This is a genomic window from Arthrobacter sp. 05L421 (assembly GCF_056397785.1).
Genome location: NZ_JBFTOC010000019.1, coordinates 63,493 through 76,058, shown reverse-complemented (window position 1 = coordinate 76,058; position 12,566 = coordinate 63,493). Strand labels below are relative to the sequence as shown.

General features: G+C 64.6%; 18 protein-coding genes. 16 read left to right on the top strand and 2 right to left on the bottom strand.

The window, feature by feature from the left end:
• The first annotated feature begins 541 nt into the window (after positions 1 to 541).
• The 10 genes from AC1DKQ_RS18380 (at position 542) to AC1DKQ_RS18335 (ending at position 6,801) form a co-directional block, all read left to right on the top strand.
• Complete coding sequence (locus AC1DKQ_RS18380) at positions 542 to 1,768, top strand: IS110 family RNA-guided transposase (protein ID WP_476919766.1); 1,227 nt, start codon at positions 542 to 544, stop codon at positions 1,766 to 1,768.
• A gap of 224 nt (positions 1,769 to 1,992) precedes the next feature.
• Positions 1,993 to 2,571, top strand: a complete 579-nt coding sequence (locus tag AC1DKQ_RS18375) for an RNA polymerase sigma factor (protein ID WP_476919765.1) — start codon at positions 1,993 to 1,995, stop codon at positions 2,569 to 2,571.
• Positions 2,568 to 3,056, top strand: a complete 489-nt coding sequence (locus tag AC1DKQ_RS18370; RefSeq protein WP_476919764.1) for a hypothetical protein — start codon at positions 2,568 to 2,570, stop codon at positions 3,054 to 3,056. Before AC1DKQ_RS18375 ends, AC1DKQ_RS18370 begins: the two co-directional genes overlap by 4 nt.
• A gap of 89 nt (positions 3,057 to 3,145) precedes the next feature.
• On the top strand, positions 3,146 to 3,592 hold the full coding sequence (locus AC1DKQ_RS18365) for a hypothetical protein (protein WP_476919763.1): 447 nt from the start codon (positions 3,146 to 3,148) through the stop codon (positions 3,590 to 3,592).
• 10 nt (positions 3,593 to 3,602) lie between these two features.
• On the top strand, positions 3,603 to 4,037 hold the full coding sequence (locus AC1DKQ_RS18360; RefSeq protein ID WP_476919762.1) for a hypothetical protein: 435 nt from the start codon (positions 3,603 to 3,605) through the stop codon (positions 4,035 to 4,037).
• Positions 4,038 to 4,327: 290 nt separating this feature from the next.
• The gene (locus AC1DKQ_RS18355) at positions 4,328 to 4,984 is read left to right on the top strand and encodes a helicase associated domain-containing protein (protein ID WP_476851042.1); all 657 of its coding nucleotides are present in this window, start codon (positions 4,328 to 4,330) and stop codon (positions 4,982 to 4,984) included.
• A 324-nt stretch (positions 4,985 to 5,308) separates the two neighbouring features.
• On the top strand, positions 5,309 to 5,641 hold the full coding sequence (locus tag AC1DKQ_RS18350; protein WP_476919761.1) for a hypothetical protein: 333 nt from the start codon (positions 5,309 to 5,311) through the stop codon (positions 5,639 to 5,641).
• On the top strand, positions 5,622 to 5,930 hold the full coding sequence (locus tag AC1DKQ_RS18345) for a hypothetical protein (RefSeq protein WP_476851044.1): 309 nt from the start codon (positions 5,622 to 5,624) through the stop codon (positions 5,928 to 5,930). The genes AC1DKQ_RS18350 and AC1DKQ_RS18345 overlap by 20 nt, the downstream gene beginning before the upstream one ends.
• A 426-nt stretch (positions 5,931 to 6,356) precedes the next feature.
• Positions 6,357 to 6,629: a hypothetical protein gene (locus tag AC1DKQ_RS18340; RefSeq protein WP_476851045.1), complete on the top strand. Its 273-nt coding sequence runs from the start codon at positions 6,357 to 6,359 to the stop codon at positions 6,627 to 6,629.
• A gap of 25 nt (positions 6,630 to 6,654) precedes the next feature.
• On the top strand, positions 6,655 to 6,801 hold the full coding sequence (locus AC1DKQ_RS18335) for a hypothetical protein (RefSeq protein ID WP_476851046.1): 147 nt from the start codon (positions 6,655 to 6,657) through the stop codon (positions 6,799 to 6,801).
• 129 nt (positions 6,802 to 6,930) lie between these two features.
• Here the strand turns inward: AC1DKQ_RS18335 and AC1DKQ_RS18330 are convergent, their stop codons facing one another.
• A complete protein-coding gene (locus AC1DKQ_RS18330; protein WP_476851047.1) occupies positions 6,931 to 7,536 on the bottom strand; it encodes a DNA-binding protein in 606 nt (201 codons plus the stop codon).
• Positions 7,537 to 7,917: 381 nt separating this feature from the next.
• Between AC1DKQ_RS18330 and AC1DKQ_RS18325 the strand changes: the two genes are divergently transcribed.
• Positions 7,918 to 8,412: a GNAT family N-acetyltransferase gene (locus AC1DKQ_RS18325; protein ID WP_476851048.1), complete on the top strand. Its 495-nt coding sequence runs from the start codon at positions 7,918 to 7,920 to the stop codon at positions 8,410 to 8,412.
• A gap of 367 nt (positions 8,413 to 8,779) precedes the next feature.
• A complete protein-coding gene (locus AC1DKQ_RS18320; RefSeq protein WP_476856345.1) occupies positions 8,780 to 9,127 on the top strand; it encodes a hypothetical protein in 348 nt (115 codons plus the stop codon).
• Positions 9,128 to 9,505: 378 nt separating this feature from the next.
• On the opposite strand, the gene AC1DKQ_RS18315 is transcribed toward AC1DKQ_RS18320, so the two are convergent.
• Complete coding sequence (locus tag AC1DKQ_RS18315) at positions 9,506 to 9,682, bottom strand: CsbD family protein (RefSeq protein ID WP_476851050.1); 177 nt, start codon at positions 9,680 to 9,682, stop codon at positions 9,506 to 9,508.
• 457 nt (positions 9,683 to 10,139) lie between these two features.
• On the opposite strand from AC1DKQ_RS18315, the gene AC1DKQ_RS18310 reads away from it, so the two are divergent.
• The 4 genes from AC1DKQ_RS18310 to AC1DKQ_RS18295 are packed head-to-tail and all read left to right on the top strand — an operon-like array spanning position 10,140 to position 12,553.
• On the top strand, positions 10,140 to 10,592 hold the full coding sequence (locus tag AC1DKQ_RS18310) for a hypothetical protein (protein ID WP_476851051.1): 453 nt from the start codon (positions 10,140 to 10,142) through the stop codon (positions 10,590 to 10,592).
• Complete coding sequence (locus tag AC1DKQ_RS18305) at positions 10,589 to 11,818, top strand: Nramp family divalent metal transporter (RefSeq protein ID WP_476851052.1); 1,230 nt, start codon at positions 10,589 to 10,591, stop codon at positions 11,816 to 11,818. The genes AC1DKQ_RS18310 and AC1DKQ_RS18305 overlap by 4 nt, the downstream gene beginning before the upstream one ends.
• Positions 11,815 to 12,219 (top strand): hypothetical protein, encoded by a 405-nt coding sequence (locus tag AC1DKQ_RS18300; protein ID WP_476856343.1) that lies wholly within the window; start codon positions 11,815 to 11,817, stop codon positions 12,217 to 12,219. Before AC1DKQ_RS18305 ends, AC1DKQ_RS18300 begins: the two co-directional genes overlap by 4 nt.
• The gene (locus AC1DKQ_RS18295) at positions 12,206 to 12,553 is read left to right on the top strand and encodes a PRC-barrel domain-containing protein (protein ID WP_476851054.1); all 348 of its coding nucleotides are present in this window, start codon (positions 12,206 to 12,208) and stop codon (positions 12,551 to 12,553) included. Before AC1DKQ_RS18300 ends, AC1DKQ_RS18295 begins: the two co-directional genes overlap by 14 nt.
• Positions 12,554 to 12,566: the final 13 nt, after the last annotated feature.

Here is a 12,566-nt window from a genome sequence, read left to right as displayed (position 1 = left end):
ACCCTCAAGGGGCAATTGTTTTTTCGAGTCACGCGCCAGGCAGAACGGCCGGCATCAACACTGCCAGCTAGTCCCAGACCAGCCACTGCAAGACTCACAGTTGTTTTTTGGTTGCTGGCAAGCTCGCTTGCTCGGCGGCCGACGGAGCCCTGTCTACCCGCAGGGCAAGGTGAAGGAAATTCCTGGAGGGAATCAGCGACGCAGGAGCGCCGGAGGGACATTTCCTGCACCGCAGGCCCCGACGAAGGAGGGGCTAGACGGGGTGGAGCGGACGCCTAGAATCCGGAGGACAGCAACCAAAAAACGGTAATACTGGAACAGTCCTTGAGCCGGCGTGACCCAGCCAAAAATTGACGTACCTGGCGGCACTGTCTTCCCGACGATCTGTCCGCCGGCTCAAGGTCCGTTACAAGGGGTGTCGAGCCAGGCGGACATGACCTCATAGGAGCCTGATACGACCAGTCCCATTACCGTTTTGTCTGCCCACCTGGCCCGCGCCCGATCAATCAGCATTCGACGCGACTGAGGGGCAATTTCCATCTTGGCAAGCGAACCAACAAAAGTCATCGCGGGTATCGACACCCACGCCGACACACACCACGTGGCCGTCATCAACGAACACGGCAAACCCCTCGCGGACAAGGAATTCCTTGCCGTGGGATCCGGATACCGGAAAATCGTAGACTTCATCACCTCCTATGGCACGGTCACTGCCGTCGGTGTTGAAGGAACAGGCTCCTACGGCGCCGAGCTCGCCAGAACCCTGCGAGGTGAAGGGCTCACCGTGCTGGAGGTAAACCGCCCGAACCGGGCTGCCCGCCGGCTCAAGGGGAAATCCGACCCACTGGATGCCTACCAGGCCGCCAAGTCCGTACTCGAGGGACGGACGAGGGCGATCCCGAAGGCAAAGGACGGCCCCGTTGAATGCCTGCGGATCCTACGTTCCGGGCGCGCATCAGCAATCAAGGCCCGCACCGCGGCGATCAACCAGATCAAGGCGCTCCTCGTTTCGGCTCCGGACAAACTCCGGGCGAAATACCGGGCGCTGGCTGCCTCCGCACTGATTCCTGCCCTGCAGCGCACGAGACCTTCTGGACATCTGGCTGACCCCGAATACGTGACGCTGCTGACGCTCAAGGCGTTGGCAGCCCGGTGCCAGGCGCTGGCGATAGAAATCGAGGCTGCTGACGCGGCACTCAAGGAAATCCTGGACAGCTATGCTCCGATGCTTTGTGATCTCCCAGGAGTCGGGACCGAAGTGGCCAGCCAACTCTTGATCACTTTCGGGGACAATCCGGACCGTTTGGGGAACGAGGCCCAGTTCGCTTCGCTCGTCGGGGTCGCCCCGGTACCAGCGTCATCCGGCAAGACAACCCGACACCGCCTCAGTAGGGGCGGCGATCGCGGCGCCAATAACGCCTTGCATCAGGTAGTCCTGGTCCGCATGGGCTCGTGCCAAAGAACGAAGGATTACGTGGCTAAACGTACCTCCGAGGGCAAGAGCAAACGCGAAATCATGCGCTGCCTCAAACGCTACGCAGCGCGGGAGATTTACCGTCAGATCACCAACCCCCGGCCAGCACCAGACAACTCCGACCTCCGCCGCATGCGGACAGAACTCGGCATGACCATCACGACAGTAGCCGGCGAACTTGGCCAATGGGTGTCCATCCTTTCGCGTCTGGAACGGGGACTCCTCCGCAATGACGAGCTCGCGGCGACCTATCGCCAATGGCTAACCGCGCAATCTCCACAGAATGGCGTGTAGCGCCCAGGGACCTCCCGAAGCCACAATGACCTGAAGGTTCAAAAGGCCCACACCTGTCGACACAGGCTTCTGCGAATAAGGAGCTGCGGCTGAGATGCTTGCCGCATGACTTCTTGACGTTGAAACACTGTCTTACGCTATGTCGCCCGCTGGGTGCCGAACGCCGCGCTCGGCGGCTCATTGTCAGCGATGGAACCAATCCGGAAGAACGGACACTATCAGGTATGAGCACGGACGAAGAGCTATGGCGAAGGGCAACTGAGGGGGATTCCCTGGCGTTCGGGGAGATCTTCGACCGGCACCACCTGCGCGTTCTCAGACACAGCATCCGTGTCTTGGGCGTCAAGGAAGATGCTGAGGACGTTACGGCGATAGTTTTCATGGAGGCGTGGAGGCGAAGGCGGCACGTTCGCATCGTCAACGGTTCAGTGATCGCCTGGCTCCTAGTGGTCGCCCACAACACCATCAGCAATTCGATGCGTTCGAGGCGCCGCTACCAGCAGATGCTGGCGCGACTTCCGGAGGGAACAGAGGAAAGGGACCCGGCCGACGACGTCACAGAACGCCTCGCCACGGCCCAGTCGGCTGCGGCCGTACGCTCCGCGTTTCAGAGTCTTCGGCGTCAAGAGCAGGAAATTCTGACCCTGTGCGTGCTCGAAGGATTTTCCATGGCTGATGCCGGTCAAGCGCTGAACATCCCCGCCGGCACCGTGAAGTCCCGCCTCAACCGCGCGAAAACCAAACTCGCGCAGAGGATGACTTCCCTCCCCCAGAATGTCGATCTTGCAAGGAGCACACCATGAGCTCGGAAGTTCAGTTTGATGAAAAGCGCAGACTCGCCGTCAGGGCGCTCTTGATGGCAACCGTCCGAAAAGACACTACCCAGCCAAGAAAGCATCGCGTCTTCGCGATCGGTCTGATCACGGCAGGGTCCTTGGCCTTGGGGACGGGAGCATTCGCCACCGCCGGCCAAATCGGCTGGATTGCGCTGCCGTGCGCCAGCCAGGAAGCATGCTCACCCTCCTACGCGCCGGTGCCGTCTTGGCCGGTAAATGACAGTGGGCAGACCTATGGTGAGCAGGGCGACAGCCCGGTGGCTCCGGTTCTCGTGCGCGTCATGGCGACGAACGGCAAGGAAGGCTACGCCTTCTCCGCGGACCTGCAGGGCGCACAGCCGACGAGCCCGGCGGACGCAGCAAAGAACTTCTCAACCCCGCGGCCGAGCCGCCAGATCCCGGTCTACCTCAGTGACGGCAAGACGCAAATCGGGTTCTTCCAAACGGGATAAAATAAATTCGATTTAGGTATTGTCAGGAAGCGCCCACTTTCGATAGATTCTCCACATCACAGTGGTGATTATCGGAAAATGGGGGAAAATTGAAAATATCGGTCAAATTTGTGCTGTCGCTTTTATCCGCGTTCATTGTCGGATTTCTCAGTCTTCTCGGCGTCGGCGCCGCGCAAGCTGCGACGGGCGCAGCAGGTTCCTATGGTCCCGTTTACGGCTACAGCTATAACAACTGGTCAGAGGTATACGCAACCACCCGCACCTACGCAGTAGCAACAGTGCAGACCACCGCCTCGTCCGCTCCGGCGGGATATATGTCGGTCAACGCGCGGTTGTTCCTCTCCAACGGAACTATGTGCAAGGAAACAGGGCATATCTACACATCGGGAGCTGCAAAAAACTTCTCCCTAGGCACGAGTTCTTCCGGCTGTGTTCTTCCTTCCTCCTATTACGGATGGTCTGTGACCGGCGCATGGAATGGGAGTGGATACAGCTACTATTACGCGCCCAAGAGCCCATGGGTGAATGGCGTTTAGGGGAAATATCATGAAAAAGAATGTGAAAAACTTTTCGCTTGGCGCCGCACTCGTCGCCTCACTCGCCTTAGGCGGCACCACCGCCTTTGCAGCCCAAGACGCCCTCCTCGTTCAGACTTCCACCCCCGGATCACCTGGCACACCGCAGTTCGCACGGAACGCATCCGGGCTTACTTTCGGGTCGGCAGCACAGGCTATCTCTCCAGAGACTGAACCAGATCTTATCCAGGCACAGGGAAAGGACGGGGTTGAAGGCTACGTTTTCAAGCGTGACCTCGACTACCAACCGAAGTTCACGAGCCCTGCCGAGGCAGTCAAGTGGCAAAACACGAACGCAGGCAAGCAAATCTCCATCGGGCTCTACGATTCCTCAGGGACAAAGCGCGTCGGCACCTTCGTTATCACGCCGCCGACACAGGACGAGATCGACAACGCCCAGCGCTAGCTAGAGCCGAGGGCCAGTCAGACAAAAGAACCGCCCTGGTAGGGCTCAAATATACGAAGGGAAGTGGCGCCCACTGATAGGGCGCCACTTCCCTTCGTCGGCGACGGACAGCGGAATTGACACCTATAGGAGCATCGTCGAAGACGTGGATACGGGCCAGGGTCTCCGGAGCCCTGCGACGGAGGCACTGGACCCCACAGCCGGCCGCGCCAGCGGACGCCCGAAAGCGCTGTCTGTGGAATCCGCGGTGGCCGCCCGACTTGTGGAGGGGTCGTGGCAGGATGTCCATCATGGACAGGCGGTTGCGGCGCGCTCCTGACGCGGAATGGGTGCTGATGTACCGGCTCGGGCTGAGCCGGCAACGCATCGCTGCCCTCGTCGGCGCCGAGCCCGCCACGGTCGGATACCACCTGGTCATCGCGCGCCACCAGGACCCCCACCTCGAGGCCGAACACCAGTCCGCAGCCGGCTCCGCGCCCGTTCCGCACCCCTCCCCCACGGATCTCGGCCGCATGGACGAGCTCATCGCCTGGGTCAAGGCCGAAGGCCGGCTCCCGCGTGACCGCTCCGGGCAACGGGGCGAAAGGTCGATGGCGCGCTGGCTGTCCGGGCGCCGACGCGAAGCGGCCCAAGGGACCCTGGTCCCGGCCTACCGTGACGGTCTGGCCCGGGTGCCCGGGTGGCTGGGGAACCGCAGGGAAGCCGAGGACGAGGCCCGTTGGCACCACCGCCTGGCCCAGCTCGAGGACTTCCGACACGAGGGCAACGATTGGCCCCGCCACAAGGGCTGCGATTCTGAGCGGGAACACACCCTCGGCGTCTGGATCCACACCCAGCGGTACAAACACCGCCGCGGCGACCTCGACCCTGCGAAGGCCAAGCTCCTGGACGACACCGTTCCCGGGTGGCAGGCCGGAAGGACCAGGGGCCGCCCTCCCCGGCGGTGACCCGAAAGGCAGCGTTTCCCGGCAGGCCGCCGGCCAGTAGAATTACCGAGGTTCTCCAGTCCCCCCAGCTTGGAGAACCGGGAGCCTCCGCGCTTGAGTCCTTGGATTCGCGCGGAGGCTTTCCTCACGGCTCGCAGCAAGGACCCTCTTCCCGGTTGTGCCCATTGGGGGCAGGTGGAGCCCTCCGCACAGCTCAGGCTGTCCCCACTGGGTGCAAACCGTTTGATTGTCGGACCCCTCCCCCATGCTCAAACCTGCACATCTATTCGAATAAAATTACTAGGCTGGAAATTTGTTATCGAATGTCAGTTCTAAACTGAGGATATGAACCCGGAACAGGCGGCCCGGTTGCAGGCGCGGTATGCGAGGCGGGCCGGCCCGATCGGGCTGACGGTGGAAGAGCTCGATTTCGAGCACTTCCCCGCCAGGAACGGCTTCCCCGGGATCCCGGTGAAGGCGTGGATCCGGTTTCCGAACTGCGCCGAGCTGGTCGACGGCGAGGTCTATGCCTGGGCGGCCAAAGCCGCCGAAGTGACGTGGAAGGACGGTCCGGTGACCTACCGGACCTGGGTGTGGAGTTCGGCGGTCACCCGCCGGGAAGACATGATGAGCAGGAACTTGGGAAAACGCGTAGAACGTGACAGCAGTAGCGAATGAAACAACCCTGGACGTTGACGTCGACGTCCGCTTCACCCCGGCCGGCACGCCGCTCGCCGTCCGGCACGAGGGCCGCATCTGGGCCGTCGCGGCCGAGCCGGTGCACTGGTTCGACCGGGACGCCTGGTGGGACACGCAGAGCACGGCTGCCGTCGGCAGCGGCGACCTGGTCAGCATCGAGTTCTGGAGGGTGCAGGTCCGTCTCAGTTCGAGCTCGGCGTTGCGGACCTTTGAGCTGCGCCGCAACCCGCTCTCGACCCGGTGGCTGCTCGAAGGCATCAGCGATTAGGGCCTCGGCGGCAGGGAACCCCCAACCGATCAGCGATCAGACATGGGCGGCGATCCGGGCAGAATTCACGCTCCCGGCCCTCGGGCAGGTGCACCGCCGGCTCTCCGAACTGATGGAAGACCCCGGACCGGTGCTGCGCCGGCTCGTCCGCGATCATCGACGACGGCACCTACTGCCCCGGATTCCAGTTCCTCCCCGGCGGACAGCTCCACCCGACCGTCGTTAAGCTCTTTGACCGGGCGATGGAACTGCAGATCCCGCACAACTTCACCCTCTGGATGGTCACACCCTCCAGGGACCGTAACGGATCCCGCCCCGTTGACCGCCTCAAAGACGGCCCCGCTCCCTTGGTGGGCGCGCTGGACTCCTGCCGCTGGCGCTAGCACCGGCCCTTGACCGCACCCGTCGGGTGCGTAGCGTAGGTCCATGGGACTCATCTACGACGACCCGGACCTCGCGGCCCTGACACTGACGCGGCTCGCCGCGGAAGAATCCGAAGGCCCCGGCGCCCTGGAAGTGCGCATGCGCGACTATCTCGGCGGCCTGGCACAGCGCAACGGGGGCGATTATCTGGAGCTGCTGGCCATCACCCTCGCCCGGGACCATTTCAAGTCCCTGGATGATCTGGCCCGGGCCACCGGGGCAGAGTCAGCAGCGCTGCTGGACGCCGCCGAGATCGACGCGCTGGAGGCCGTGTAGGAACGGGTGCGCATAGGGTGTTCAGGTGGAGATTACAGGCACGATCCAGGCCCCTGACGGCAGCAACGAACGCATCAGCGCCGAAGGCAACACCTGTGAAGAAGCCCGCAAAGCCCTCACGACACAGATCCCGGAGGACCACAAACTCCTCGCGATCCGCACAGACCAATAACCTCTTGCGCCAATAGCCTCTTGCGGGTCCTTCCAGCCCTGGCGGGGAAAAACGGAGCCGGACACCCCAGCTGCCATCGCTTCCGTGACGTCCCCGGTCAGGGGGCAGGATGCGGACGGCGGGAAGGGCCTAGTCGTTCCCGCCGGGAGCCTGCTGTGCCACCGGCCCTGTCCCGGGCATGATGCGGGCCAGCAGCGCATCATGCGCCGTCTGCAGCGTGTCGGCGCGCGCCTCTGCCGCCGCCAGCCGGGCCCGGTCTGCCGACGCTTCCCTGACAGCCTCCTGCGCCGCGGCCCGGGCCTGCTCCAACTGCTCCCCCGCCGCAGCAACGTCGGCCTCCAACGCGGCGATCCTGGCCGTGAGCTCCGCGACCGCCGCGTCCTTCTCGGCGCTCACCCGGTCCAGGTCCGCGACCAGTTCGGCGACCTCCACGGTCACGTCCTTCTTCTCCTGCAACCAGGCTTTCTCGACCGCGGCATGGCGCTCATCGGCCAGCACGGTCGCCTCGGCCCAGCAAGCCCCGGCCAGGCGTGCGGCCTGCTCCAGCAGCACCGCCGGCGCCACGGCGACCTGCCCGCCCGCGGCCCGCTTCTCCTCCGACCACTCCTTCAAATAACGGGTCGCGTCGGCGTTGCTCACCCCCGCCGCGGCCCGCACCGTCGACACCGTGGGCCGGCGCTCGGCGCTGATCTGCTCCGCGGCAGCGTACACACGGTCCTTCACACTCAACGTCACGGCGCCAACCCTTCAAAAGTAGTAGGAATAGTAGTAATACTACTCCTAACTAACGGCGCGTCATGGCCGCGCGTTTCCGCCGCCATGTTCAGGCGGCCGCTGGCCGCCTCCGACAGAAACGGGGGCACGGAAAGGGGCCGCGTCGGACCGCGAGACCGGTCGAGTCCACTACGGGAAGCCCCCGCCGGAGTCCCGTCCCGTGGCGTCCGATCGTCCCCGGAAGCGGTGATCATGGGCGCTTTAGGACGGTTCATCCGCTGTGGCCCGGCCGGTGTCGGTTCCGCCGGATATCGTTGCGGTCCTGTGTCTTCCGCGCGCGCGGACGATGCCGGACACTGTGTTCAACGGTGCCGCCCGCGCACCGGGGAAGGCATCGCCGTCATGAACGCTTCGATCACCCTGGTTGCCGCGACCGGACACCAGAACACCGCGCCGGCCCGCATCCGGGTCCGGCCCCTGGAACCCGATGATCTACTCGAACTGGCCGATCTGCACCGGCACGCCTACGCCGGCCGTCCCGGACAGCGGGCCGGCGACCCGGTGTGGATCGGACCATCCACCGAGGAGGGCAGCGGCCGCACCACCGAGGCTGCGTCCCTCGTGGCGTTCGGACCCGACGGTCAAATCACGGCCGCCCTCATCGTTACCGAACGCGACGGCGAAGCAGTCATCGATGAACTTTTCACACACCCGGACCACCGCCGCAAAGGCCTGGCCGAAGGACTCATCCGACATTGCATGCACCTCCTGCACACCCTGGGCCGCACCACGGTGAAGGTCACCGTGGAGGACAACAACCCGGCAGCGATGGCCCTGTACCTCTCCCAGGACTTCCGCCGCCTCACCGACGATGACACGGACACCGACTACGACTGAAAACCCGCCCCGAACCACCCTCCACGCCGCAGACCCACAGCATCCCCGGGTCCTGATTCACCCCGGACGCCGCCACTCCTCGTACGGTCGGCAGGACGGGACCGTGGAGCCCCCTGCCGGGATCTGAACAGAGCCGGGGGCGCCGACGGTGCAGTCTCCCGACCTGAGGCAGGAAGGACAGCACCAAAAACGGTAGACGAGACAGGGCCAGAGTGTACGGAGCCCTGCAACGGACGCACGGAACCCCGACGGCCGGCCGCGCCAGCTTTGGAAAGAGACGACGTCTCCTCAGAGCCTCTCTGCCGTCTAGGGCTGCCGCAGCCCTTGGCCGGTCTCGACCCGGACCCTACTACGGAGGGAAGCACCGATGACCATCAAAATCAATGACACGGCACTGCGCCACGCCCGGCAGCTGATCAAGGACGCCAGGATCGCCCGGGATTCCCGTGACGACTGGAGCGAACACGCCCCCGACACAGAGAAGGAAAACGCGTTCATCGCCAAGCACGGCTACACGGAATACGGAACCTGGCATCTGGGCGAAGACACCGAGAAAACCCACGACACCAAGGGACGCTACAGCTTCCCCTTCGGAGATTTCCGGCGGCTGCACCGTTGCGCGATTCTTGCCATCGAGAGCCGGGCCGCCCAGAACAACCACGACGACATCGCCAAGGCAGCGAAGTCCCTCCTCAACGAACTCGACAAGGACTAGTTATCGCCGCCGCCCTCGATGGGCCCGGGTTGCCTTGTCGGGACAAGGCGTGGGTCCGGTGATCCGCTCGTCCAACGCCGATGATTCCCCGGGCCGCGCACGCCATACGCCAGGCATCCTCATACCGGCCAATGCCACCTACCGCCGACCGGGTCCGGAAACCACACCGCTCAAAACCGGTGCCGGCTGGTCCAACACTGGCGGTTCTTGATTCCGGGTACGGCCTCAGCCGGTCCGCCCTCGCTGCAAAGGTTGACGCATGGGAACGGGCAGCTTTAACCTCATTGGATCCTTCGGCTGGGTCATGACAGCGCAGTAAGGGACGGCCGCACTGCGGCCGTCCCCTGTTACCGTTACCGGCTCCGACTGATCCGCGTGTCAATCCTTCTTGAATGCGTCTTTGACTTTCTCGCCGGCCTGTTTGAGGTCGGCCTTCGCCTGGTCGCTCTTGCCTTCGGCTTCCAGAGACCGGTCGTCGGTGGCTTTCCCGGCCGCTTCCTTACCCTTGCCGGCGAGCTTCTCGGCGGTGTTATCGATCTTGTCTCCCAATCCCATGACGGACCTCCGTGGCTGGACGCAGACACTACGCCTGCGGCGATACCGTCAATTTTAGGCGCCACGAGGACTCGGATAAAGATACTTGCCTCGGCTGCGGGCGTGCCGACCCGTCCTGGCAGATCCTGTTTTCATGCCAGCTAGAACCGTCTGGGTGTCGGCTCCGGATCAGCCACGGCTGGTTCAGTGCGGGGCTCGCGATGACGGGATCGGCCGGCAGTCGTGGCTGCGCCACGCCGGAGTGGGGAAATCGCAGGGGTGCCACTGCGGCTGAGGGTGCGGTTCTCCGCGGCAGATGTGGGACGGCACGTCCTGGTCTCAGTTGTGCGTGAGCTACGCCGTTCCGGGTTGTGCCTCAGCTTTTCTCAGGCCGGGAGTGCTATACCTAGCTCAATGGCGCGGTCCTGCCGCGGTCTTGCACCGTTGCGGGCTTGGACTCCCTTGAGGCGGAGGTGAAATGGCGATCTGGCCACGGAGCGGGCTCTGCCTCTGGATTGCGGGGTCGGCACTCCTCAGCGGCTGCAGCGGCGCGTCTGGCGGCACGCGGGACAGTGTGTCCACAGCGCTGAAGGACAGTTCCTCCGCGGTTGCCACCGCCCGGCTCGCGCTGGCGCTCGACGCCGGGGGCAAGCTGACCATGGCGGCAACGTCCACGACGCTCGACGACGTCCTGAAAGACCTCGAAACCACCCGGACCACCGTCCTCCAGCTCTCCCCCACCGTCCAGGACGACCGTGAGACGCGCCGGGAGGCCCTGACCGTCCTGGATGAAAGCATCGCAGGGGTGACCACGGCGCAGGACGCCATTGCCAGCACCGACGGCAGCCCCACACTCCAGGACGGCGACAAGCTGCTGGAGAACGCCGCCGGCAGGATGGCCACACTCAAGAATCAGCTGGGGGGACAATGAAGCGCCTGCTCGGGGTGGCCCTGGGGGTCCTGACCGCGATCGGCGGGTTCGTGGACATCGGCGATCTGGTCACGAACTCCGTCGTCGGCTCACGGTTTGGGCTCTCGTTGGTCTGGGTCGTCGTCGTGGGCGTGGTCGGTATCTGTGTGTTCGCGAACATGTCCGGGCGGGTAGCCGCCGCGTCGGGCCGGGCGACGTTCGAAGTGATCCGGGAACGGTTGGGGCCCCGGGCCGGTCTGGCCAACCTGTCAGCGTCGTTCCTGATCAACCTGATGACGGTCACGGCGGAAATCGGAGGCATCGCCCTGGCGCTGCAGCTGGCCAGCAGCGTTCAGTACCTGCTGTGGGTTCCCGTGGCCGTGGTTGCGGTATGGCTGGTCATCTGGCGGGTGAGGTTTTCCATCATGGAAAACGTCACCGGGCTGCTGGGCCTGACGCTCATTGTTTTCGCCGTGGCACTGTTTCTGCTGAAGCCGGACTGGGGTGCCCTTGGCGCCCAGGTCCTGGCCCCGTCCGTTCCGGAGCAGGAAACAGCCGCCTCGTACTGGTATTACGCGGTGGCACTGTTCGGGGCGGCCATGACGCCCTATGAGGTGTTCTTCTTCTCCTCCGGGGCCTTGGAGGAAGGCTGGACCATCAAAGACCTGGCCCAGTCCAGAATCAACGTACTCGTCGGGTTCCCGCTCGGCGGCCTGCTCTCGGTGTCCATTGCCGCCTGCGCCGCGGTGGTTCTGCTCCCGGCCGGGATCGCCGTCACCTCACTGTCCCAGGTCATCCTGCCCGTCGCCGAGGCAGCCGGGAAAGTCGGTCTCGCCTTCGCCCTCGTCGGGATCGTCGCGGCGACCTTCGGAGCGGCCCTGGAGACCACCTTGTCCAGCGGGTATACCCTGGCGCAGTTCTTTGGGTGGTCCTGGGGCAAGTTCCGCCGCCCGGCCCAGGCCGCCCGCTTCCATTTGTCCATGATCATCTGTCTCCTGATCGGCGCGGCGGTCCTGGCCACCGGGGTCGATCCCGTCCTGGTCACGGAGTACTCGGTCGTGTTCTCGGCCATCGCGCTGCCGCTGACCTACCTGCCCATCCTGATCGTGGCCAACGACCCCCAGTACATGGGTAAACACGTCAACGCCCGCACGGTGAATGTGCTGGCCATGATCTATCTGGTCATCATCCTCGCCGCGTCCCTCGCCGCCATACCACTGATGATCGTCACGGGAGCCGGATCATGACCACCGCACCCCTGCCCAGATACGTCCGGGCCGCCGGGCGGACCCTCGACGCGCAACTTCACCTGCTGGACCGGCAGGTACTCGATGTCGACGGCGTCCCCGTCACCACGGTCGATGACATCGAAATCAGCGCCCCTCCCCCGGACACACCCATACCGGCCGGAACCCCGGCCCCGACACTCACCGCGCTGCTCACCGGCCCCGTCCTTGGAACGCGGATTTTCGGCGGCCGGCCCCCGTCATCACGGCTCATCCGCATCCCCTGGCGTGACGTCGCCGACGTCGGGGTCGTCATCCGGCTGGGCGTCCGCGGCGAGCCCCTGGACGCGGACTGGGTCGAACGCTGGATCCGCGACAAGATCATTGCCCGCATCCCCGGAGGCCGCCATGATCCTCGGTGATCTCCTCGGCACACCCGTGCACGACCCCGGCGGACTCCGCCTGGGGCGGGTGGCTGATGCCCGGTTCACTATCGACGGACCACCGGGCCAATTGCTCGCCGGCGCCAGCTTATTGGGCCTGGTCGTCAGCCCGCACAGCGCCTCCTCGTTCCTGGGCTACGAACGAACCGGTCTCGCCCGGCCTTGGCCCGTGGCCCACCTGCTCCGGTGGCGGCATCGCGGCTCGTTCCTGGTGCTCTGGGCCGACATCGACATCATCGGCACGGACTCCGTCCGGCTCCGGGAAGGATTCACCCCGTACAGCCCGGTCCTGGGCGAATCCGGACAGGAATGACCGCCGGCCTGTC